We start from the raw sequence: 23,139 nt of genomic DNA, 5'->3' as shown, positions 1-23,139 counted from the left end.
AAAAAGCCGGCAAGTTTTATCTTGCCGGCCTGTCGCATTCAATCCTGATTCACGGCTCACTTGCGGCTTATTTGCCCCGCCCCGCGTTGATCAGGTAATTCTGGATCGGCGCCTCGGCCACCGACGCCCACTGGTTCTGGTCTTGCCGGAACCTTTTCCACGGGTCATATATCTTGCGGAACTTGGCGTTCTTCGACGCTTCTTCTTCCATCACGGCAGTGGCGGTCTTGTAGCAGGCGTCCATCGCATCGCGCGGATAGGTGCGCAGCTTCACACCATTCTTCAGCAGCCGGGCCAGCGCGGTGGGATTCTTCACGTCGTATTCGGCCTGCATGGCGACGTGCGCTTCGTAGGTTGCGACCTCGAACGCGGCCTGGTAATCCTTGGGCAGTTTTTCCCAATCCTTGACGTTCACGTAGAACGAGAACGAGGCGGACGGCTCCCACCAGCCGGGCGCGTAGTAGAACGGCGCCACCTTGAAGAAGCCGAGCTTTTCATCGTCGTACGGGCCCACCCATTCGGCCGCGTCGATCGTGCCCTTCTCCAGTGCCGGATAGATGTCGCCGCCGGCCAGCTGCTGCGGCACCACGCCCAGGCGCTCGAGCACCTTGCCGGCGAAACCGGCCACGCGCATCTTGGTGCCTTTCAGGTCGGCCACCGTCTTGATCTCCTTGCGGAACCAGCCGCCCATCTGCGTGCCGGAATTCCCGCCGAGGAAATTGACGATGTTGTAGTCCTTGAAGAACGCGCGCATCAGTTCGCGGCCGCCGCCCTGGTCATACCAGGCCGTGTGCTGACGCGACGTGAGGCCGAACGGCACGGCGCAGTCGAACGAGAACGTGGCATCCTTGCCGAAGTAATAGTACGAGGCACTGTGGCCGCACTCGACGGTGCCGGCCTGCACGGCATCGAGCACCTGCAGGCCGGGCACGATCTCGCCGGCCGCGAACGAGCGGATGGTGAACTTGTTGTTGGTGAGCTGGGCGATGCGGCGCGTGAGGGTATCCGAGGCACCGAAGATCGTGTCCAGCGACTTGGGAAAGCTGGAGGCGAGGCGCCAGGTGATGGTGGGCTGGGACTGCGCCAGGGCCGGTGCGGCAATGATGCCCGCGCCCGCGCCCGCCGCGGCCTTTGCGATGAAGCGTCGACGTTCCATACGGTCTCCTGAGGTTTTTATAGCGTAGGGAAAAACGGCTACTGCTCAGGACAGTGTAGGGAAACGCCGGTGGCGTGGCAACGGTTCAGTTACCGGCGACCACCATCTTTTCGATCAGGATGGAACCCGTCTGTTTCGTACCACGGATCAGCACGTCGTTGCCGATGCCGACGATCTGGCGGAACATTTCCTTCATGTTGCCGGCGATCGTGATTTCCTCGACCGGGTACTGGATGACGCCGTTCTCGACCCAGAAGCCGGAGGCGCCGCGCGAGTAATCCCCGGTCACGTAGTTCGTGCCCTGGCCCATCAGTTCCGTGACCAGCAGGCCCGTGCCCATCTTCTTGAGCATGCCGGCGAAGTCGTCTTCCGGCCGCGTGAGCGTGGACGTGAGCGACAGGTTGTGCGAGCCGCCGGCATTGCCGGTGGTCTGCATGCCCAGCTTGCGGGCCGTGTAGGTGGACAGGAAATAGCCTTGCAGGATGCCGTCCTTGACCACGTCGCGGTACTGGGTGCGCACGCCTTCCTCGTCGAACGGCGCCGAACCGATGCCGCCCACCACGTGCGGGTCTTCGCTGACCTGCACGTGCTCCGGGAAGACCTGCTTGCCCAGCGTATCGAGCAGGAACGTGGACTTGCGGTACAGCGCGCCGCCGGACGTGGCCTGCACGAACGCGCCCAGCAGCCCGGCGGCCAGCGGCGCCTCGAACAGCACGGGGCAGGTGCGCGTGGTGATCTGGCGCGCATGCAGGCGGGCCAGCGCGCGCTCCGCGGCATAGCGGCCGATCGCTTCGGGCGTGGCCAGCCTCTTTGGATCGCGCACCGAGCTGTACCAGTCGTCGCGCTGCATGTGGGCACCCTTGCCGGCGATCGGCGTGGCCGAGATCGTGTGGCGCGAATACGGATAGCCGCCGATGAAGCCGCGCGAATTGGCCGACACGAAATGCGACTGCTGCACGTGCACGCCGGCGCCTTCGCTATTGGTCACGCGGGGATCGACCTGGAACGCGGCCGCTTCGGCGCGCTGCGCCAGGACCACCGCTTCCTCGGTGCTGATCGGCCACGGATAGAACAGTTGCAGGTCGCGGGGATCGCGCTCGAGCAGATGTTCCTCGGCCAGCCCGGCCGCTTCGTCGTCCGCCGTGAAGCGGGCGATGTTGAAGGCTGCTTCCACCGTGGCGCGCAGCGACTCGGCCGAAAAATCGGACGTCGATGCATTGCCGCGCTTCTTGCCGACGAAGACCGTGACGCCGAGCCCCTTGTCCTTGTTCTGTTCGATCGTTTCGATCTTGCCCTTGCGAACCGACACCGACAGCCCGCTGCCTTCGCTGATCTCGACGGCCGCATCGGTGCCGCCGGTCTCGCGCGCAAAGCCCAGTACATCTCGCGCGATCTGTTTCAACTGGTCCTGGCTGTGGGTGAAATGCGATTCGCTCATAGGGTGTTTTGGTCGGCTGGACTTTAAAACAGTTATCATAGCAGCCGTTTACCGTTTTTACAGGCGCGCCTGAAGTGGCGCGTTCTTCATCATGCCAAATGCAAACCGCGGGGCCGTCGGCTTCGATTCCTCCGAATTCCAGGAAAAATACGAGCGGCCTTCCAAGACCGAAATGAAGCGCCAGGCCGACGCACTGCAGGCGCTGGGGCAGGAACTGATCGACCAGCCGCGCGACCGCGTAAAGCGCGTACCGATGCCGGAAGACGTGCGGGATGCCATCCTGGAATGCCAGAACATCAAGAACCACGAAGGCCGCCGCCGCCAGCTGCAGTTCGTCGGCAAGAAGATGCGCACGCTGTCGGAAGAGGAAGTGACCATCATCCAGCGCACGATCGAAGGCTGGAAAGGCGCGTCGAAGGCCGATACGGCCGCGCTGCACGCGCTGGAGCGCCGCCGCGACAAGCTGCTGGCCGACGACCAGGCACTGACCGTGCTGCTGGCCGAGCACCAGGAACTGGACGGCCAGCACCTGCGCACGCTGATCCGCAATGCGCGCAAGGAACAGGCCGAGAGCAAGCCGCCGAAGGCTTACCGCGAAATCTTCCAGATCCTGAAGGACCTGGACGCGAAGGCGCGCGCTGCGGCCAAGGCGTCCACGGATGCCGACGCCGAGGAAGGTGACGATGACGATGAAGACCGCGACGAATAACAATGCCACCCCGGAGCCCGCTGAGCTGGTGATCGGCCTGGTGTCGGTCTCCGACCGTGCCAGCGGCGGCGTCTACCAGGACCAGGGCATTCCCGCGCTGGAAGAATGGCTCGGCAGCGCGATCTCCACGCCATTCCGCGTGGAGACGCGCCTGATTCCGGACGACCGCGCAACGATCGAGGCAACGCTGGTCGAGCTGGTCGACACCGTGAAATGCCACCTGGTGCTGACCACCGGCGGCACCGGCCCCGCCCGGCGCGACGTGACGCCCGAAGCCACGCTGGCCATCGGCACGAAGGAAATGCCGGGCTTCGGCGAGCAGATGCGACAGATCAGCCTGCACTTCGTGCCCACCGCGATCCTGTCGCGCCAGGTGGCCGTGATCCGCGAGACGCCGGACGCTTCGCCAGCCCATGCGGCGCTGGTGATGAACCTGCCCGGCCAGCCGAAGTCCATCAGGGAAACGCTGGAAGGCCTGAAGGACGATGCGGGCAATGTGGTCGCCGCCGGCATCTTTGCCGCTGTGCCCTACTGCATCGACCTGATCGGCGGCCCCTACATCGAAACCGACGGTGCCGTGTGCAAGGCGTTCCGGCCGAAATCGGCGGTCCGCAGTTCACCCGACAACAAGGCGGCGGCCACCCCACTGCAATGACGAGGAATCCATGATCGACGTCTTACCGAACATCGAAGTTTCCACCAACGACAATCCGCAGGTCGCGATCATCTGGATGCACGGCCTGGGCGCGGACGGTAACGACTTCGTGCCGTTCGTGAACGAGCTGAACCTGTCCGGCCTGCCGGGCATCCGCTTCATCTTCCCGCATGCGAACACGATGCCGGTGACGATCAATGGCGGCTACACGATGCGCGCCTGGTACGACATCGTTCACACCGACCTGGGCCGGCAGGAAGACGAAAAAGGCTTGCGTGCCTCGCAGCTGCAGGTGGAAGCGCTGATCGAGCGCGAAAAATCCCGCGGCATCCCGGCCAGCCGGATCATCCTGGGCGGCTTCTCGCAAGGCTGCGCGATGACGTTGCAGACGGGCCTGCGCTACAAGGAAAAGCTGGGCGGGCTGCTGTGCCTGTCCGGCTACGTGCCGCTGGCCGACAAGGTGGCCGCCGAGCGCAACCCCGCCAACCAGGACACGCCGATCTTCCTCGTCCACGGCCGGCTCGACCAGGTGATCCCCATCGCCCGCGCCACCGCATCGCGCGACCTGCTGCAGAACCTGGGCTACCAGGTCGAGTGGCACGACTACTACATGCAGCACTCCGTCTGCCCGGAAGAAGTCAACGACATCTCCGGCTGGCTGCACAAGGTGCTCAAGTAAAACGGGTGACAGACACCCAAAGGCAGATTCCGGGGTCAGACCCGCCGGGTCTGACCCCAGCCATTGCTTTTGGGTGCACGCATGCAAGTTCAAAACCAATGGGATGGACGCCCCCACCCTAAAACGGCATCAATGTGCCAAAGTGGAGTTGTCGAGAAACCACTTAACTAGAGGGGGGCGTCACCATGAAGATTACGGTATGCGGTGTTGATTTGGCAAAGGAAGTTTTCCAATTCCACGGTGTGAATGCGGCTGGCAAGGTGGAGAAGCGTATCCAGCTGAGGCGTGGCAAGGTAATGGAATTTTTCGCCAACATGGCACCGTGCCTGATCGGGATGGAGGCATGTGGGAGCGCGCATTACTGGGCGCGGCAGTTACAAAGCCTGGGGCACACGGTCAAGCTGATAGCTCCGCAGTTCGTCAAGCCGTACGTGAAGACCAACAAGCACGATGCAGCAGATGCAGAAGCGATCTGCGAAGCAGTACAACGACCAAGCATGCGTTTCGTGCCGATCAAGAATATCGAACAGCAGGCGATCCTTGCTGTCCACACGGCCCGGGCAGGATTCGTCAAGCAGCGCACGGCGCAGGCTAATCAGATTCGCGGGCTATTGGCGGAGTTTGGATTGATCGTGCCAAAGGGCCTGGCCCTGCTTAAGGAGCGGGTGCCGACATTGCTCGATGAAGCGAAGGATGAACTGCCCGGCGCGTTCCGCCAGACCATCCTCGAACTTCTTGATCACTTGAACGTATTGGACAAGCGAGTTAAGCAATTCGAGCTGGAGATCCAGAATTGGCATCGCTCGAATTCGATGTCTCAGCGACTAGAGAAGATACCGGGCATTGGTCCGATTACAGCGAGCGCATTGGTGGCAGCGATCGGTAACGCCAAGCACTTCGCCAACGGCCGACAGCTCGCTGCATGGCTTGGCCTGGTGCCGAAACAGCATTCAACGGGCGGCCGAACCAACCTTCTTGGCATCAGCAAACGAGGCGATACGTATCTGCGGACGTTGCTCATTCATGGCGCCCGAGCAGTAATCCGGCACGCAGCCAACAAGATCAAGCAAGACTGGCTTCATTCGCTACTTAGCCGGCGACACAAGAATATCGCTGCCGTGGCCTTGGCCAACAAAAATGCAAGAACAGTGTGGGCGTTGTTAGCACATGACAGAGAGTTCCGGGTCGATTACGCTGCCGCGTAATCGACCCGGTTAAGGGTCCCTTGTCGAAGGGAGGCAAACAGTTTTTGGAAGCAGTGCCGGTACATTCCACCGATTGCACAAGCGATCAAGCAGTGATGGCAAACCAGGTAAGACCGTGGTTGGCTAAGCCCGTCTGTCACCAAGCACTTCGAGTGCGTTAAACCGCCGGGGCGTCGACCAGCAAATCCCATCAGGGACAGTGGCATCGGCCACATCAAAGTCCGAATGTACGGGTGCAATCTTTACCTAAAGCCGTCATGAAAAGAAAGCTTGGCATACCGGGGGCGTCCATGTACGGTGACAGACACCCTTTTTCCTGGAACGACTATTCCGGAATTACTGGTGTCTGTCACCGGTTTTTCTATTTCTGCAGAGCTCAGGCCAATGCGCGGGACCTGTTGTTCCGGCGTCATATGCCTGCGCGGGTAAGCAGCATGCGCTCTGGTATTTGAGAAAAACTCACCAGGGGCAAGATAAAAATCAACGTCTTCGTGTTTCCTGCGGGCTACTGTCGACCCGACAAGCAACCACAACGAGGACATCATGAGCCAACTGATCCACCGGAACCTGCGCCAGACGCCGCCAACCGCCGTGTGCGCGTTCGGCATGTACCTGCGCGACAGCAATGGCAACACCTACCTGGATGCGAGCGGCGGCGCCGCCGTGTCGTCGCTCGGTCACAGCCACCCGGACGTGCTGTCCGCCATGGGTGCGCAAATGAAGACGACGGCCTATGCCCATTCGGGCTTTTTCACCACCGACGTGGCCGAGGAACTGGCGCAGCGCCTGGCCACCGATGCGCCGGGCGACCTGAACAATGTGTACCTCGTGTCCGGCGGGTCGGAGGCGGTGGAATCGGCGCTGAAGATGGCGCGCCAGTACTTCGTGGAAAACGGCGAACCCGAGCGGCGCGTGTTCATCGCCCGCCAGCAGAGCTACCACGGCAATACCCTGGGCGCGCTGGCCCTGGGCGGCAACGAGGCGCGCCGCAAGCAGTTCGAGCCATTGCTGATGGACGTGGCGCGCGTGTCGCCATGCTATGAATATCGGCATCGCCTGGCCGGCCAGGACGTGAACGACTACACCGCCAGCCTGATCGCCGAGCTGGAACAGAAGATCCTGGACGTGGGCCCGCAGAACATCATCGGCTTTTGCGCCGAGCCCGTTGTGGGCGCCACGCTGGGCGCCGTGCCGCCCACGCCCGGCTACTTCAAGGGTGTGCGCGCACTGTGCGACAAGTACGGCATCCTGTTCATCGCCGACGAAGTCATGTGCGGCATGGGCCGCACGGGCACGCTGTATGCGATCGAGCAGGATGGCGTGGTGCCGGATCTTGTAGCGCTGGGCAAGGGCCTGGCGGCCGGCTACCAGCCGATCGGCGCCGTGCTGGCGCGCGACCACGTGGTGGAGCGCCTGAGAAACGGCAGCGGCACCTTCCAGCATGGGCACACCTACAACGCGCATCCCGTGGCGGCGGCGGCAGCGCTCGCGGTGCAGAAAGTGATCAAGCGCGACTGCCTGCTGGGCGCGGCCACGGTGCGCGGCACCACGCTGCGCCGCATGCTGCGCGATGCGCTGGGGGCCCACCCGCATGTGGGGGACATCCGCGGCCGTGGCCTGATGGTGGGGCTGGAACTGGTGCAGGACCGCGACACCAGGCGCCCGTTCGATCCGGACCTGAAGCTGTTCGCGGCGGTCCGGGAAAAGGCGATGGGCTGCGGCCTGATGGTGTATCCGATGGGAGGCACGGCCGATGGCAAGCGCGGCGACCATATCCTGCTGGCGCCGCCGTTCATCGCCAGCGAGGCCGATCTTGCGCAGATCGTCATGCGCCTGTCGGATGCGCTGGGGCAGGCGTTGACGGCGATCCGGCCGGGTTGAGCAAGTCGTTGGCGCATGAAAAAACCGGTGTCTGACACCATTTCTGGAAGATTCACCCAGAAATGGTGTCAGACACCGGTGTTCCGCTGCCAGCAGCTATCGGTCGAAGCAATCGATACGCATGCAATCGTCAGCAAGCGACTCGAATCAAAACTCCTGGAACCCGATCACATCCTGCTGCTGCTCGCCCAGCCCGGCGATGCCGAGGCGCAGGAAATCGCCCTTCTTGAGGAAGCGCTTGCGTGCCATGCCCACGCCGGGCGGCGTGCCGGTGGCGATGATGTCGCCCGGTTCCAGCGTCATGAACTGCGACAGGTAGGAAACGATCTGCGGCACCTTGAAGATCATCGTCGCCGTGTTCCCGGTCTGCATGCGCTTGCCGTTCAGTTCCAGGTACAGGTCGAGGTCATCGACGTTCCACACTTCGTCGCGCGTGACGAGCCAGGGGCCGACGGGGCCGAAGGTATCGCAGCCCTTGCCCTTGTCCCACTGGCCGCCGCGCTCGAGCTGGTACTCGCGTTCGGAGATGTCGTTCACCACGCAGTAGCCGGCCACGTATTTCTCGGCATCGGCTTCGCTGACATAGCGGGCGCGCGTGCCGATGACGACACCGAGTTCCACTTCCCAGTCCGTCTTCTTCGAGCCTTTCGGCAGCATCACCGGATCGTCCGCGCCCGACAGGCTCGTGACGGCCTTCATGAACACGATCGGCTCGGTGGGCACCGGCAGGTTCGATTCGGCCGCATGGTCGGCGTAATTGAGGCCGATGCCGATGAACTTGCCCACCTTCCCCACCGGCACGCCGAAGCGCGGATTGCCGCGCACCAGCGGCAGCGTGTCGTAAGGGATCTTCGCGACCTTCTTCAATACCTTGTCCGACAGGTTGGCGCCGGCGAGGTCGCCGATCACGCCGGACAGGTCGCGCAGCCTGCCCTCTTCATCGATCAGGCCAGGCTTTTCCTTGCCGATGCGGCCATAACGAACCAGTTTCATTTTCTCTCCTGCTGATGATGCGGCGGAAGCCGGAGCTTCCAGTCAAAGAACGGATTCTACAGGGTTCGCGCAAGGCAGCCTGCGCCGGCGCCACGCGAACCACGCGATGCCGGGCATCTGCAGCAGCAAGAGCACGAAGAACGCGGCCTGGTAAGCCGCGGCGGGATAGCGCTGCGCGGCATCCGGCTGCCACAGTCCGATGAGGAGGCCGAAACCCGCCTGCACGATGAACGCGCCGGTAAAGATCAGCAGGTTCAGGCACGTGGAAGCGCGTCCCGTCAGCGCTGGCGGCAGCGCCTGTGCCACGATCGTGTATTCGATGCCGGTGATCGTGCCCACCAGCGTGAACAGCACGGCCAGCATCGGAAAGCCGGGCTGCCAGCCCAGCGCGAAACCGCACTGCACGAGGATGAACAGCGATACGCCCACTGCAGCCACGGTGATCGCGTCGACGCCGCGCCTTGCCGCCCATTCCGTCACCTTGCCCACGGCGATGGCGCCGGCGATCACGGCCGCCATGCCGATGGCCAGCAGCCATGCCACGTCCTGCTCCGGAAAGCGGCCTGCGTCCGTCAGCCAGCGCCCGATCCACAGGCCTTGCAGGCCGAAGAACACCGTGTGGGGTACCAGCACCACCGCGGCCGTTTCGCGAAAAGCCGCGTGGCGGAACACCTCGGCGTAGACCGCCATGCGGACCGGCGGCTTCGGCTCGTTCATCCCGTCCGGCCCTTCGGGCGTGGCCGGCGTGGGCGCCAGCAGCAGCACCAGCAGCGCCGCGACCACGCAGGCCAGCGCCAGCGCGATGAACAGCGAGCGCCATTGAGCATGGTGCAGGAACACACGCACCGGCAGCGTGGACGACGCGGCGCCCAGCCCGCCGACGGCGATCAGGTAACCCTGCACCGACGGCAGCCTGGCGGCCGGCATCCACGTGGAAAGCGCCTTCACGGCCGCCATGAAGCAGCCGCCCAGGCCCAGCCCCATCACCGTGCGCGCGGCCAGCATCTGGGCGAAGTCGCTGCTGAACGCAAAGGCCATCGTGCCCACGGCCGCCAGCAGCAGCATGGGGAACTGCACCAGGCGCGGGCCGAAACGGTCCAGCGCGATGCCGACCGGCAGCTGGGCCACCGCGAAGGCCAGGAAGTAGGCGCTGGTGAGCACGCCCAGGTCGCCCGGCGTCAGCGCCGCCGCTTCGACCAGCTGCGGCGCCAGCACCGCGTTCACCGTGCGCAGCAGGCATGACAGGTAATGCCCCAGCGCGAATGGCAGGAACACAAGGCACAGCAAGGCCGGTCCGGACAACCGGCCCGGCACGCGCAACCCGCCGCCCGACAGCAGGGATGGCGCGGCGACAGGCGCGGATCCAGGCGCGGGCGCGGGCGGCTTCATCGTCAGGCGGCGTTGCCGCGCGATGCGTAATCGCGCGCGCTGGCGATCGGGATCACCTTGCGTTCCTTCGGTGCGTGGCTGTCCTCATCGGTCTCGAAGAAGAATTTTTCCTTGCCGAAGGCGGGCTTCAGGTGATCAAGCCACGTGGCTTTCTCATCGTACTTTGCAAAGAACGGCTTCCTTACCCAGTCCGGATTGCGGGCCTGCAGGAACTGCAGCGCGAACAGCTTCTCGCCGTTGATCGTGACCACGCCATCGATGGCGACCTTGCCGGGGAATGCGCTCATCGACGGGCCGCGCACCGTGCGCGCCAGGCCGGACACCATCTGGTAAGCCTGCTGGAAGATCTCGTGCGCGCGCGCCAGCGGCAGCTGGAAGTATTCGCTCGGGCCCGTGTCACGCTCGACGAACATGTAGTACGGGATCGCGCCCAGGCGCACGCCGGTGCGCCACAGTTCGGCCCAGCTGTGCGGGTCCTCGTTGATGTGGCGGATCAGCGGCCCTTGCATGCGCAGGGTGGCGCCCGTGCCGACGATGCGCTTGACGGCCTTCTGCGCGATGTCCTGGCGCAGTTCGACCGCGTGGTTGTAGTGGCCCATGATCGCCAGGTTCTTGCCGCTTGCGACCACCTTCTCGAACAGCCGCAGCAGGTCGTCCGCATCCTTGTCGGTCACGAAGCGCTGTGGCCAGTAGGCGACGGACTTCGTGCCGATGCGGATGTTCTGGATATGGGCCATGTCGGGGCCCAGCAACGGTTCGATGAATTCTGCCAGCGAGCGGGTATTCATGACCATCGGGTCGCCGCCGGTGATCAGCACGTCCGTCACTTCCTCGTGCGATTTCAGGTACGACACGAGCTCCGTGGTTTCGCGGGCATCGAACTTCATGTCATCCATGCCCACGAACTGCGGCCAGCGGAAGCAGAACGTGCAATAGGCGTGGCACGTCTGGCCGGCGCTGGGGAAGAACAGCACCGTTTCCTTGTACTTGTGCTGCAGGCCCTTGAGCACGTGGTCGTTCACGCGCGGCACGTTGTGCGTCATCTGGCCGGCCGGGTGCGGGTTCATGCGCATGCGGATCTTGTGCACGAGGGCGGCAATGGCCGCGTCGTCGTGTTTCACCATCACCAGGTCGCGCAACTGGCGGTACTCGTCGACCGGCAGCATGTCGCGGTGCGGGAACACCAGGCGGTAGATGGGATCGTCCGGCACGTTACGCCAGTCGATCAGGTTCTCGAGCACGTATTCATTGGTGCGGAACGGCAGTACGTGGGAGACCACCTGCACGGCTTCCTGCTGGTCCGGCGGCAGCCATTGCCACTGGCGCGCCTGGCGAATGCTCTGGCGGGTGTAGGGCTTGAATTTTTGCGGGGCGAGGTCGTTGGTCATTTGGTTGCTCCTGATCAAAGGAAACGAAGGGGTCAGCACATCGTAGACATGCGCCAACAGGGCGTGTTGCCATATCTCAATATCCCTGTGGAAATTTTTCGTCGTGATTCTTGACACCTTGCGCTAGCGCAATTTCTTCCAGGCAGCGTCGGCACACAATGGTTTGACCTTGACCAACCATTGGAGTCCACCATGAAACAAATATTGATTCGAAGCATGGCATGCCTTGCCTTTGCCACGGTCGGTGCGGCCGCGTTCGCCAATCCGGAACCGACCGAGAAAGACGCAATCGCCATGGCCGAGCGGGGTGCCGCCTTCATGAAGGCGAACGGCAAGGAAGCGCTGATGAAGAAGCTGGCCGCGAAGGATCCGGAATTCGTGCAAGGCGAGCTGTATGTGGACATGCGCGACATCAAGACAGGCATCGTGCTCGCCCACCCGATCAATCCGTCGATCGTGGGCAAGAACCTGACGGACGTGCCCGATGCCGGCGGCAAGGTGTACCGGCGCGAGATCATCGAACTGGCCGCCAGGCAGGGCAAGGGCTGGGTCGACTACATGTACAAGAACCCGGTCAGCGGCAAGATCGAGCCGAAGACCACCTACATCCTGCGCGTCGGCGACGTCGTGCTGGAAGCCGGCATCTACAAGAATTAACAGCGCGAACCAGGCGCTTGAACCAGCGGCACGCCGCCGCGCGTCGCCCACCATCCAGTCGTACAAACCATTCATTTATCCCTGGCGGGAGTTGTCATGCTGAACAAATTACGTATCGGTCCCAAACTGTTGCTGGCACCCAGCATCGTGTTGATCCTGCTGGTGGCCATCACCGCCTGCGCGTGGGTCGGCATGGTGCGGCAGAACGCATCGATGGAAAACCTCGTGCAGGTGCGCGCCGCCCGGCTGAAGGCCGCGGCCGACATTGCCGGCGAGGCCAAGTACGCCCATGCCAACATCTACCAGCTGCTGGCATGGGTCAACGGCAGCTTTGCGCGCAACCGGCTCGATGAGCTGACCGACCGCATCCACGCGCGCCACCGCGGCATCGAACAGCAACTGGTGCAACTGGCGCGCGTGTCGGATCCGGAAGAACGCCAGCTGGTCGACGCGTCCAGCCAGGCGCTGATCGCCTACCGCAAGGGCGTGCTGGAAACCATCGAGATGGCGCAGATGGACCAGTCGATCGCCACCAATGCGATGCAGCAGGCCGAGCGCCAGTTCGTGCAGCTGGAAGGCGAATTGCAGCGGCTGGCCGCACTGGAAAAATCACTGTCGGAAACGGCCCACGCCGCGGCCAAGGCCGAGTTCCGCCAGCTGGGGATCGCGATGGCGGCCCTGTGCGTGCTGTCGGTGGCGCTGTCGCTGCTGGTATCGATGCTGGTGCGCGCGGCGCTGCTGCGCGACATCCGCTCGATCGCCGACGTGGTGCGCAGCCTGGCCGCCGGCCGGCTGACGTCGGCCAGGCCGAACGCCGGCCGCGAGGAGATCGCGGAAACGGCCCGTGTGCTGGACCAGAGCATCGCCAACCTGAACCAGACGCTGCGCACGATCCGCGGCGCGGTGCAGTCGATCGACACGGCATCGCATGAAATCGCCGTCGGCAACTTCGACCTGTCCAGCCGTACCGAGCTCCAGGCCGGCTCGCTGGAAGAAACGGCCAGCGCCATGGCCACCCTCACCAAGGCCGTGCGGCACAACGCCGACAGCGCCCGCGAAGCGTGCCAGCTTGCGGCCACCGCCACCGCGATGGCGGAAAAAGGCGGCGCCGCCGTCGCCCAGGCGGTGACGACGATGGAATCGATCCGTGCCAGTTCGCGCAAGATCGTGGAAATCACCGGCGTGATCGACAGCATCTCGTTCCAGACTAATATCCTCGCGCTGAACGCGGCCGTCGAAGCGGCGCGCGCCGGCGAACAGGGCCGCGGCTTCGCCGTGGTGGCCGGCGAGGTGCGCGTGCTGGCGGCGCGCTCGGCCGCCGCCGCGAAGGAAATCAAGGAACTGATCGCCGCATCCGTCTCCACGATCGACAATGGCGCGGCATCGGTCAGCCTGGCCGGCAGCAGCATGGGCGACATCGTCTCCTCGGTGCAGCAGGTCAACCACATCATCGGCCGCATCAGTGCCGCCAGTGCCGAACAGGCGCAAGGCATCTCGGAAGTGAACCAGGCGGTGGGCCAGATCGACGACGTCACACAGCAGAATGCCGCCCTCGTCGAAGAGGCCGCGGCGGCGGCGGAAAGCCTGCAGGAGCAAGCCGTGAACCTGTCGCGCGCGGTCGCCGTGTTCGAACTGGATGCAGCCATCGACGGGTCGGCCCACCTGGGCCGGGCGGCCGAGGAACTGGCGCTGGCCGAGCGCCGCGCGCAGGGCAGCCCGATGCGCGGGTTGCGGCTGGAACCGCCGGCACCCGGCGGCACCCGCCGCGAACGCCGTGGCTGACCGGCGACGGCGCCCCGGGCACGAACGCCGCCCGGTCGAGGCCGCGCTCAGCGGAACGGCTTGCTCAGGTAAGGCGACCGGGCCACGCCGAAACGCCATGGCGTGTCCATGGCCTTCGAGATGCCGATGCGGGGGCCGGCCACCACCGGCAATTCCATTGCCACGGCGTCGCGCGGCAACAGGTGGAACGGTGGCAGCGCCAGCGGCTTGCCGTTGTGCTCGCGCGTGATGCCCAGCGCCTGGCACACGCGGCCCGGGCCGGACGCCAGCAGCCGCGGGTCCTGGAGCCCGCGGCGCACGGCCATCCGCTCCAGGCCGTGCAATGGTTCGATCGCGCGGATCAGCACACCGGCACCGTGGCCTTCTTCGCGGCACACGAAGTTCAGGCACCAGTGGATGCCATACGAGCGGTACACATAGGCATGCGCGGGCGGGCCGAACATGGCGGCGTTGCGCTCGGTGGGACCGTTATAGGTATGCGAAGCGGGGTCTTCGCGGTCGTAGGCTTCGGTTTCGACGATGCGACCACCCACGCCATCGACCAGCACCGTCACCCCGATCAGCAGCCGTGCCACTTCGTGCGACGGCGCATTGAAATCGATTCCTGCAAGATAAGTCGTCATGCGCAAATTGTAGCGCCGGCGCACGCGAGTCAGCGCCGGGGTCGCCAGACTTGCCAATCCGCCAACGGCAATCTGGCCATTTCGCTATCGAAGCGGCGCGCATCGGCAACAGCGGCACCCTTCCTGAACAAAAAAACGGCGCATGATGATATTGCTCCACAGAAACGAGCGATAATGCCACGTCGCTGTTTCCGCTTTTGTATACAACCATGACCACCGCCACCGCTCACGCCAAGGAAGCCACCGTAGAAGATGCCCTGCTGCGGTCGATCCGCATCCCGCCGCGCCCGAGCCTGCTGGTGGACCTGCAGGCCGAGCTGGCCGAGGACGATCCTTCGCCGCGCCGCATCGCCCGCATCATCGGCAACGACGTGGGCATGTCGGGCGCGCTGCTGAAGCTGGCCAACTCGCCATTCTTCGGTGCCGCCCGCAAGGCTAAGTCGGTCGAGCAGGCGATCAATTTTCTGGGCCTGAACCAGTGCGCCGCCCTGCTCACGGGCCTGCTGGCGCGGCAGGCCATCGACGGTGGCGGCGGCGATCTCAACCAGTTCTGGGACACGAGCGCGCGGCGCGCCGAATCGCTGGTGTTCATCGCCCGCCGGCTGCGCATCGCGCCGTCCGACATCGCCCACACGTTCGGCCTGTTCTGCGACATCGGCGTGCCCTTGCTGATGGACCGCTTCGCCGACTATGGCGACACCCTCGCGCTCGCCGGCAGCGACATGGGGCGCAGCTTCACGGAAGTGGAAGATGCGCGCCACAGCACCAACCACACCGCCATCGGCTGCCTGCTGGCACGCAACTGGGGCCTGTCGCCGGATGTTTCGTGGGCGATCCTGCACCACCACGACTACGCGGTGCTGGACGACGACGCCACCGATGACGCGATCCGCTCGCTGGTGGCGGCGTCGGTGCTGGCCGAACGGGGCATTGCGCGCTACCATGGCAACCGCGATTCGCTGGAGTGGGAAAAAGGCGGCGAGCCGGCCTGCCGCCACCTGGGCCTGGATGCCGGGGAAGCCGAAGACCTGCTCGAGGAATTGCACGACACCTTCCACATCGATCACTGACGATGCCCTTTCCGGGCATTGGAAAATATGCCCAAGAATAAAAAGCCTGTCCCCCGCAAGTCCGCCCTCCCCGCCGAAGAAAAGGAGGAAGTGCAGATCGCCGCCCTGTGCGCGCTCGCGCTCGAACTGGCCGAGCAGGAAGACAGCGACACGCTGGGCGACGCGCTGCGCCAGAAGGAAGCCGATTTCAACCGCCTGGTGCGGCGCTACCTGAACGGCAACCACGACGACATGCTGTACGGCGCCATCGACCAGGCCAGCCACGAGGACATCGGCGCCTGGCGCCTGCTGCGCGGCGCCGTCGAGGAAGCGGCGGCCAGCCTGCAGATCCGCCGCGAGAATGCGCCCACGCTGGAAATCGACGCCTTTGCCATTCCCGTCTTTGTCGGCAGCACCGGCGGCCTCGTGGAAGCCGAGGGATTCCAGGACGATGCCGCCTATGACGCCCTGCTCGACAGCATGAAGGCCGCCGGCCTGGAAAGCCCGCACGCGAAGCTGGTCCTGGTGCGCCACGCATACGATGCCGCCGAAGCCAGCCGCATCACCTATACCCAGCTGCATGCGATGGCGCGCGAAGCATCCGCCATGCTCGGCAACAAGAAGGTGGCCGAGGCGCCAGCCCTGGAACGCAGCATCGCCGGCTGGACCGGCGCCACGTTCGGCCCCGACGATACGGCCGTGGAACTGCGCTTCCTCGTCGGCTTCTCGCAAAAGCGCGCCGAGGATCCGTTCTATGCCGTGCCGGAGGGCGAGAAGGCGGCCGAAGACTGGTTCGAGGCGCGGATGGAACGCTACCGCCGCTGGACCGAGGAGGCCGCGCCGCTGGTGAAGCGCCTGTTCGCGCCAGCCGGCCGCGACCTGCAACTGAACTTCCTGTACCAGGACCTGTTCTTCGGCGCCCGCGAGCAGGGCCTGGCCGAACAGGCGATGCTCGCGCTGATGGCCACGCTGGGCGCGGCGCTCGACGGCCACGACGGCCCGGTCCGCGCCGTGGTCGGCCCGGCGGACGTGAAAGGCGACATGGTGCTGCGCGTGCAGCTGTACGCCGGCGCGCAATCGGACGCCCCCCTGCTCGGCACTGGCGAGCGGCCGCTGGAACTGGGCAGCGACCTCGCCGTGGAAGTGGACGACGTGCGCGATGCGCTGGCCACGCTGGGCGTCGATGACGTGGCCGTGGCCGCGCGCTTCGATGCGCAGGGCAAGCCCGTCGATCCGCGCGCGCTGGACGACTAGGACACATCGGGCACTCCGGCCATTCCGGAGGCTCTTCGCGCACGGGACACGCTGGCGCTTCGGCTACACTTGCATGCTCAAGTGTTAACCGATCGAAGGAAACGATGTCCCGCCCCCTACCCCGGCCAATCAGCGCCCTTGCCCTATCCCTCCTCCTTGCATGCGGCGGCACCCATGCCGCCGGCCTGGCCGTCCACGATGACGAACCGGCAGCCGAGGAAGCCGAAAGCGACCTGCGCGAGCGCTACACGAAATACGAATTCCAGGTGCCGATGCGCGATGGCGTGAAGCTGTTCACGGTCGTCTATGTGCCGAAGGATACGAGCCGCAATTACCCGTTCCTGATGCAGCGCACGCCTTACAGCGCCGGCGTGTATGCGGATGAGCAATTGCGCTATGGCGTGAACTTCATGCCGAAGCAGATCGGCCCGTCGAAGCAATTCGAGGACAGCGGCTACATCTTCGTCAAGCAGGATGTACGGGGCCGTTTCATGTCCGAAGGAAAGTGGCAGGAAATGACGCCGCACGTGAAGGCACAGCGGTTGGCGGGCGAAGGCAACGAATCGCAGGACATGCACGACACCGTCGACTGGCTGCTGAAGAACGTGCCGAACAATAACGGCAAGGTGGGCATCCTCGGCATCAGCTACCCCGGCTTCTACACGTCGGCAAGCATCATCGATTCGCACCCGGCCATCAAGGCCGCGTCGCCGCAGGCGCCGGTGACCGACCTGTACATGGGCGACGACGCCTACCATGGCGGCGCCTTCATGCTGGCGGCCAACTTCGACTTCTATGCCGCATTCACGGAGGAACCGAACCCGACGCCGCTGCCGAAGACGTGGAGCGAGTTCGATTACGGCATGGCGGACGGCTACGATTACTTCCTGCAGCGGCTCACGCTGGAGAACATCGCCTCGAGCCTGTCGGACAAGCAGCGCACGCTGTTCATGCCGATGATCGAGCACACGAGCTACGACGACTTCTGGAAGAGCCGCAACATCGCGCCGCACCTGAAGAACGTGAAGGCCGCCGTGCTGACGGTGGGCGGCTGGTATGACGCGGAAGACCTGCAGGGCCCGTTCACCACCTACCATGCGATCAGGAAGTACAACCCCAACACCTTCAATGGCCTCGTGGTGGGCCCGTGGGTGCATGGCGGCTGGGCCGGCGGCGATGGCAAGAGCCTGGGCCGCGTGCAGTTCGATGCCAGCACGAGCGATTATTTCCGCCAGCAGATCCAGTTCCCGTTCTTCGAGCAGCACCTGAAGGGCGTCAAGCCGGCCAGGCCGATCGCCGAGGTGACGGCATTCGAAACGGGCACGAACGTGTGGCGCCAGTACACCGCCTGGCCACCGCAGGGCGCCAAGCCGCGCACCCTGTACTTCGGCGCGAACGGCGGCCTGGGCTGGCAGAAGCCGGCCACCGAGGCCGACCGCGACAGCGGCTACGACGAGTACGTGAGCGATCCGAAGAAACCGGTGCCGTTCGTCGGCTACCCGGCCACGGGCGTGCCGAAGGAATACATGGTGTCCGACCAGCGCTTCGCCGCCACCCGGCCGGACGTGCTCGTGTACCAGACCGCACCGCTGGAGCAGGATGTCACGATTGCCGGCCCGGTCACGCCGAAGCTGTTTGTTTCCACCAGCGGCACGGATGCGGACTGGGTGGTCAAGCTGATCGACGTGTATCCGAATGAATTCCCGGAGGGCGACCCACAGCGCCAGCGCGGCAAGGACGTGCCCGCGCCGAAACTGACGATGGCGGGCTACCAGCAGCTGGTGCGCGGCAATCCGCTGCGCGGCAAGTTCCGCAACAGCTTCGAACGGGCCGAAGCCTTCGTGCCGGGCAAGATCGAAGCGGTGAATTTTCACCTGGGCGACGTGCATCACACGTTCCGCCGCGGCCACCGCATCATGGTGCAGGTGCAAAGTTCCTGGTTCCCGCTGATCGACCTGAATCCGCAGACGTTCACCGATATTGCCAAGGCAAAACCGGAGGATTTCAGGAAGGCGACACAGCGTGTCTACCACGCGCCGGCAACGCCATCGGGCCTGGAACTGCTCGTGCTGCCGTCCCGCTGAACGGGCTTTGACAAGCGAAACGGCGGGGAGGATACTGGCCTGATCGGAGGGCCGCCATGCTCACTTTTCCGCGCCTGCATCTGCAACCTGGCCTGCACGCTGGCCTGCACCGTTGTGTGCAGGCCTTCCCGCCCGCTGGCTTGTCCACTGATCAATCCGCTGCCCGGTTCCGGGCGGCTCTGCTGGCGGTGGCCCTGCTGCTGTCGATTTTCCTGTCGGGCTGTGCAACGGCGCCCGCCCCCGAGGCGCCGCCCAGTGACCTGTTCGCCGACCACCTGTTTGGCCCCTCCACCGCCACGATGACCGAAGCGGAAATCTTCGGGCTCACGCCGGCGATGAAAGCCTATGTCACCGAAGTGCAGCGGCACCGCCGCGGCCGCGAAATCCGCCGCGCGCTGTTCGAGGCGCTGTACCAGCGCGACGGCCTGCAGCTCGAATACGATTCCGCGCTGACGCGCACGGCGGCCCAGGCTTTCGAGGCGCGCCAGGGCAATTGCCTGTCGCTCGTCATCATGACGGCGGCGCTGGCCAACGAGCTGAACATTCCCGTCGTGTTCCAGGACATGCCCGTCGACGATGCGTGGAGCCGCAGCGGCGACCTGTATTTCAACAGTGGCCACGTGAACCTGAAACTGGGCCGCGCCCTGCGCGAAAGCGTGTCGTCCTACGACAGCGCCACGTATATGGTGGTCGACTTCCAGCCGCCACCCGCTGGCCGGTCGATGGATGGCAATACGATCGGCCGCCACACCGTGGTGGCGATGTTCATGAACAACCGCGCCGCCGAGGCGCTGGCGCGCGACCGCTTCGACGAAGCTTACTGGTGGGCACGCCAGGCGGTGAGCGCCGATCCATCGCTGCTGTATGCCTACAACACGCTCGCCATCGTCTACCGCCGGCACGGCGATGCGGCGATGGCCGAGCGCACGCTGCGCTGGGCGCTGGACCGCGAGCCGAAGAGCACGATGGTGCTGAACAACCTGGCGCAATTGCTCGATGCGGAAGGCCGCAAGGCGGAAGCCGGCGTGCTGCGCGAAAAGCTGGCGCGCCTGCAGGCGGTCGCACCGTTCTATTACTTCAACCTGGGCCGCACGGCGATGGCCATGGGCGACTGGCAGCGCGCCCGCATCCTGTTCGAGCGCGAGTTGCAGCGCGATCCGGACTACCATGAATTCCATGCCTGGCTGGCGGCGGCACTGCGGCAACTGGGCGATCACCGGGCCGCCAACCGGCACATTGAAAAGGCGATGGCCGCAAGCACCACGCGTGCCGATCATGAGCTGTATTCAGCCAAGCTGGCTCGCCTGCGCGCCCATGCGGCGCCAACGCCGCGACACTGATTTTCTGACGATGCCAGGCAACACTTCATAAGATATCGCAACAGCGTGCGCGACGTGCGGTCGCGTTTGGCGGTAGACTGGACTCATGAGTACATCGAGAAAAGTCGCCGCCGCCGTGGGTGTGGTCGGTTTCCTGTGGGCCGGCATGGTCTCCGCGATCGCGGCCGGCCAGCGCAAGCTGCTGTTCAATCCCACGCTCGTGCGCGAAGTGCAAAGCCCGCGCAGCAGCGCGCACCGCACGCGCGCCGTGGTGCTGCGCGCGCACGACGGGACCCGCCTGGCGGGCTGGCTGATGACGCCGCATACGCCCGGTCCCCATCCGGCCGTGGTGTACTTCGGCGGCCGCTCCGAAGAAGTGTCGTGGGTGGCGCGCGATGCGGGCAACCTGTTCCCCGGCATGACCGTGCTGGTGATGAATTACCGGGGCTATGGCGATTCGCGCGGCGAACCCGGCGAAGAACACATGGTCGAGGATGGCTGCATGCTGTTCGACTGGCTGTGCAGCCGCCGCAACGTGGACAAGGGGCGCGTGGCCGTCGTCGGCCGCAGCCTCGGCTCCGGCGTGGCCGTGCAGGTGGCGAAGGAACGGCCGGCGCACTCGGTGGTGCTGATCACGCCCTACGATTCGATCCTCGCGCTGGCACAGCGGCGCTTCCGCGGCGTGCCCGTCAGCTACCTGCTGCGGCACCGTTTCGAGTCGATCAAGTATGCCTCGCTGCTGTCCGCCCCCACCTACGTGCTGCGCGCGGCCAGCGACGACGTGGTGCCGCACATGCATACCGACGTGCTGGTGGCCAAACTGTTGCGCGTGCACATGGACGAGACGATCCCCGACTCGGACCACATGAACATCCCCTACCTGCCGGCCACGCAGCAAAAGATCGCGCAGTTCCTCAGCACCCAGTTCATGCTCACACCACCGCTGCAGCCGCTGCCGGAAGAGGCGCCAACCGCGGCGTAGGCTTACTTCGCCGGAAAATCGATAAACCGCACCGGTACCGCCGCCGTCAGCCACACGCCATTGTCGGCCTGGTGGAATAGCTGGCCCTGGCCATGCAGTTCCGTGGCGCGGATTTCCAGCACGACCGGCACGCCGTAGCGCGACCCCACCTTGAGCGCCGTGTCCCGGTCCGTGGACAGGTGCACGTGCTGCCGCGATCCCGGCCGCAGGCCCGACTGGCGGATCGACGTGATGAAGCGGCTGGCCGTGCCGTGATACAGCACAGGCGGCGGCACCGCCGGCGCCAGCGCCAGGTCGACGGATTTCAGCGAATGCCCCTGGCTTGCCCGAATCCGCGTGCCGTCCTCGCTGAAGGCAAAGCGTTGCTTGTCGTTGCCGGCAACGACGTCGCGCAGCGTGTCGAGGGTGAGCGGCGTGCCGTGGCGCGTTGCCTTGTCCAGCAGGTCGGCCACATCGGCCCAGCCGTTAGGGTCCAGCGCCAGGCCGATTTTATCGGGGGCGTGGCGCAGGATCAGGGACAGGAAACGGCTGGTGCGTTCGTGGGCGTTTCGAGCGGGCATCGGCGGCAATCAAAAGACAATGCCCGCGATGATAGCGGAGCCTAGGGTGCCGCGCAGCCGTTGGGTGCCGGCTTGCCGGCAAAGCGGTCGGCGAACCAGTCCGGCAGCCGCGACGCCGCCTCGGGTACCACGGCCGAGTGGTCCAGCCCTTCGAACGCGTGGTAGTCGACCGCATTGCCGGCGCTGCACAGCGCGGTGCGTTCGCGCAGCGTGAGGCCGGGTGGCGTGGTGGTGTCGGCCGAGCCCTGGAAAATGGCGAACGGCATCGTGCCCTGTGGGCGGAAGTCGTCCACGGCGGTCATCGCATCCCACCATGGCGAGCCCGGCACCAGCGCATCGGGCTGGTAGGCATCCTGCACGCCGGCAGCCGCGCCCCACACGTCGAAGCAGCCATTGGCCAGAACCGGCAATTGCTCCATCGCTTCCGGGGTAAGGAAATCGCGGTACTGCAGGTCCGGAAACGCCGCCTGGATACCGGGCAGCGTGGAAATCACGTAGCCGGCATTCTCAGCCGACGTCATGGAGTTCAGCGTCAGGTCGCGGATGCGCACCGCCGGGGCGACCAGCGCGGCGCCGAGGCCGGTGAATCCGGGCGCATAGGCGCCGGCGATGCTTTCCGCCCACATCGTGGTCTGGCCGCCCTGCGACCAGCCATACATCACGTAGCGGTTCGACGCCTGCGCACCGGGGAAGTTGCGGGCCACGCGCAGCATGTCGAGCGATGCCCGCGCATTGGGCTGACCCGCCATGTAGAACGCCGGGCCGGGCAGGCCCAGGCCGGGATAGTCGCTTGCCACGACCACGTAGCCGCGCGCCAGCAGTGCGGCCAGTGCCGGCACGCGCTCGTGGCCCCCCTCCTTCGTGCTGCGGCGCGACGGCGCGCAGGCATCCGCCAGCCCGGCCGTTTCGTGGTTCCACAGCACGATGTCGCGCTTCGCTGCACCAACTCCGGCACCGCCGCCGCCGGCCGGCAGGTAGATTTCGCCGGACACATATGCCTGCCGCCCAGGTGCGATTTCGGAAACGTAGACGACATTCCAGCCCGTCGCCCCTCGTGGCGCATCCGTGCGCTTCTGCGCATGGAGGATGTCGCCGGCCTGCGCGCCCGCCGGCGGTGCCCCGTAGACGTTCCAGAAATCCGTGCCGGCTATGGCCGGCAGGCGCGCGGTGGGGCCTGCTGCGCCTGCCGCGCTGGCCGCGCCGGCTGTCAGCGCCAGGGACAGCAGCAGGCGCACGCTTCCCCGCATCGCGCCGGTGATGGCGATCGTAATGGTCATTCCAGTCTCCTGTAGTTGGTATGTGGTATCGTTGAATATCAGGCAGTCTGATATTCATC

20 protein-coding genes are annotated in these 23,139 nt (G+C 65.1%); 12 read left to right on the top strand and 8 right to left on the bottom strand.

Features of this window, described 5'->3' with window-relative positions:
• Window positions 1-67 precede the first annotated feature (67 nt).
• Window positions 68-1,156, bottom strand: coding sequence for a TRAP transporter substrate-binding protein (locus tag EWM63_RS16410; protein ID WP_130187497.1), 1,089 nt, complete (start codon window positions 1,154-1,156; stop codon window positions 68-70).
• Between the two features lie 85 nt (window positions 1,157-1,241).
• Window positions 1,242-2,594, bottom strand: a complete 1,353-nt coding sequence (pmbA, locus tag EWM63_RS16405) for a metalloprotease PmbA (RefSeq protein WP_130187496.1) — start codon at window positions 2,592-2,594, stop codon at window positions 1,242-1,244.
• 91 nt (window positions 2,595-2,685) lie between these two features.
• Between pmbA and yjgA the strand changes: the two genes are divergently transcribed.
• From yjgA to EWM63_RS16380, 5 genes are all read left to right on the top strand, one after another.
• Window positions 2,686-3,303, top strand: a complete 618-nt coding sequence (gene yjgA / locus EWM63_RS16400; protein WP_130187495.1) for a ribosome biogenesis factor YjgA — start codon at window positions 2,686-2,688, stop codon at window positions 3,301-3,303.
• Entirely contained in the window at window positions 3,278-3,958 is a 681-nt protein-coding gene (mog, locus tag EWM63_RS16395; protein WP_229487317.1) for a molybdopterin adenylyltransferase, read from the top strand. Before yjgA ends, mog begins: the two co-directional genes overlap by 26 nt.
• 10 nt (window positions 3,959-3,968) lie before the next feature.
• The gene (locus EWM63_RS16390; protein ID WP_130187494.1) at window positions 3,969-4,637 is read left to right on the top strand and encodes an alpha/beta hydrolase; all 669 of its coding nucleotides are present in this window, start codon (window positions 3,969-3,971) and stop codon (window positions 4,635-4,637) included.
• Window positions 4,638-4,822: 185 nt separating this feature from the next.
• On the top strand, window positions 4,823-5,842 hold the full coding sequence (locus EWM63_RS16385; protein ID WP_130185598.1) for an IS110 family RNA-guided transposase: 1,020 nt from the start codon (window positions 4,823-4,825) through the stop codon (window positions 5,840-5,842).
• Window positions 5,843-6,385: 543 nt separating this feature from the next.
• On the top strand, window positions 6,386-7,723 hold the full coding sequence (locus EWM63_RS16380; protein ID WP_130187493.1) for an aspartate aminotransferase family protein: 1,338 nt from the start codon (window positions 6,386-6,388) through the stop codon (window positions 7,721-7,723).
• Window positions 7,724-7,870: 147 nt separating this feature from the next.
• Here the strand turns inward: EWM63_RS16380 and EWM63_RS16375 are convergent, their stop codons facing one another.
• The 3 genes from EWM63_RS16375 to EWM63_RS16365 are packed head-to-tail and all read right to left on the bottom strand — an operon-like array spanning window position 7,871 to window position 11,493.
• Complete coding sequence (locus EWM63_RS16375) at window positions 7,871-8,716, bottom strand: fumarylacetoacetate hydrolase family protein (protein ID WP_130187492.1); 846 nt, start codon at window positions 8,714-8,716, stop codon at window positions 7,871-7,873.
• A gap of 42 nt (window positions 8,717-8,758) precedes the next feature.
• Window positions 8,759-10,105 carry an MFS transporter gene (locus EWM63_RS16370; RefSeq protein WP_130187491.1) on the bottom strand — a complete coding sequence of 449 codons (1,347 nt, stop codon included), beginning with the start codon at window positions 10,103-10,105 and terminating at the stop codon, window positions 8,759-8,761.
• 2 nt (window positions 10,106-10,107) lie between these two features.
• Window positions 10,108-11,493, bottom strand: a complete 1,386-nt coding sequence (locus tag EWM63_RS16365) for a KamA family radical SAM protein (RefSeq protein ID WP_130187490.1) — start codon at window positions 11,491-11,493, stop codon at window positions 10,108-10,110.
• A gap of 192 nt (window positions 11,494-11,685) precedes the next feature.
• On the opposite strand from EWM63_RS16365, the gene EWM63_RS16360 reads away from it, so the two are divergent.
• The gene (locus EWM63_RS16360) at window positions 11,686-12,150 is read left to right on the top strand and encodes a cache domain-containing protein (RefSeq protein WP_130187489.1); all 465 of its coding nucleotides are present in this window, start codon (window positions 11,686-11,688) and stop codon (window positions 12,148-12,150) included.
• 96 nt (window positions 12,151-12,246) lie between these two features.
• Window positions 12,247-13,932 carry a methyl-accepting chemotaxis protein gene (locus EWM63_RS16355; protein WP_130187488.1) on the top strand — a complete coding sequence of 562 codons (1,686 nt, stop codon included), beginning with the start codon at window positions 12,247-12,249 and terminating at the stop codon, window positions 13,930-13,932.
• A 47-nt stretch (window positions 13,933-13,979) separates the two neighbouring features.
• Here EWM63_RS16355 and EWM63_RS16350 read toward each other — a convergent pair whose 3' ends face one another.
• Window positions 13,980-14,555, bottom strand: a complete 576-nt coding sequence (locus tag EWM63_RS16350; protein WP_130187487.1) for a DNA-3-methyladenine glycosylase — start codon at window positions 14,553-14,555, stop codon at window positions 13,980-13,982.
• Between the two features lie 209 nt (window positions 14,556-14,764).
• Between EWM63_RS16350 and EWM63_RS16345 the strand changes: the two genes are divergently transcribed.
• The 5 genes from EWM63_RS16345 (at window position 14,765) to EWM63_RS16325 (ending at window position 21,243) form a co-directional block, all read left to right on the top strand.
• On the top strand, window positions 14,765-15,625 hold the full coding sequence (locus EWM63_RS16345; protein WP_130187486.1) for an HDOD domain-containing protein: 861 nt from the start codon (window positions 14,765-14,767) through the stop codon (window positions 15,623-15,625).
• Window positions 15,626-15,652: 27 nt separating this feature from the next.
• Window positions 15,653-16,858: a hypothetical protein gene (locus EWM63_RS16340; protein WP_130187485.1), complete on the top strand. Its 1,206-nt coding sequence runs from the start codon at window positions 15,653-15,655 to the stop codon at window positions 16,856-16,858.
• 104 nt (window positions 16,859-16,962) lie between these two features.
• Entirely contained in the window at window positions 16,963-18,942 is a 1,980-nt protein-coding gene (locus EWM63_RS16335) for a CocE/NonD family hydrolase (protein WP_130187484.1), read from the top strand.
• 56 nt (window positions 18,943-18,998) lie between these two features.
• Complete coding sequence (locus EWM63_RS16330) at window positions 18,999-20,282, top strand: tetratricopeptide repeat protein (protein WP_229487315.1); 1,284 nt, start codon at window positions 18,999-19,001, stop codon at window positions 20,280-20,282.
• An 85-nt stretch (window positions 20,283-20,367) separates the two neighbouring features.
• On the top strand, window positions 20,368-21,243 hold the full coding sequence (locus tag EWM63_RS16325) for an alpha/beta hydrolase (protein ID WP_130187483.1): 876 nt from the start codon (window positions 20,368-20,370) through the stop codon (window positions 21,241-21,243).
• Window positions 21,244-21,245: 2 nt separating this feature from the next.
• Here EWM63_RS16325 and EWM63_RS16320 read toward each other — a convergent pair whose 3' ends face one another.
• Both EWM63_RS16320 and EWM63_RS16315 read right to left on the bottom strand, forming a co-directional pair.
• A complete protein-coding gene (locus EWM63_RS16320; protein WP_130187482.1) occupies window positions 21,246-21,803 on the bottom strand; it encodes an RNA 2'-phosphotransferase in 558 nt (185 codons plus the stop codon).
• Window positions 21,804-21,844: 41 nt separating this feature from the next.
• On the bottom strand, window positions 21,845-23,080 hold the full coding sequence (locus EWM63_RS16315; RefSeq protein WP_130187481.1) for a lipase family protein: 1,236 nt from the start codon (window positions 23,078-23,080) through the stop codon (window positions 21,845-21,847).
• Window positions 23,081-23,139 lie beyond the last annotated feature (59 nt).

It is taken from the genome of Pseudoduganella lutea (assembly GCF_004209755.1).
GTDB classification, from domain to species: domain Bacteria; phylum Pseudomonadota; class Gammaproteobacteria; order Burkholderiales; family Burkholderiaceae_D; genus Rugamonas; species Rugamonas lutea.
Note: the sequence above shows the minus strand (reverse complement) of the source record. Positions and strands in the feature narration are given on the sequence as shown.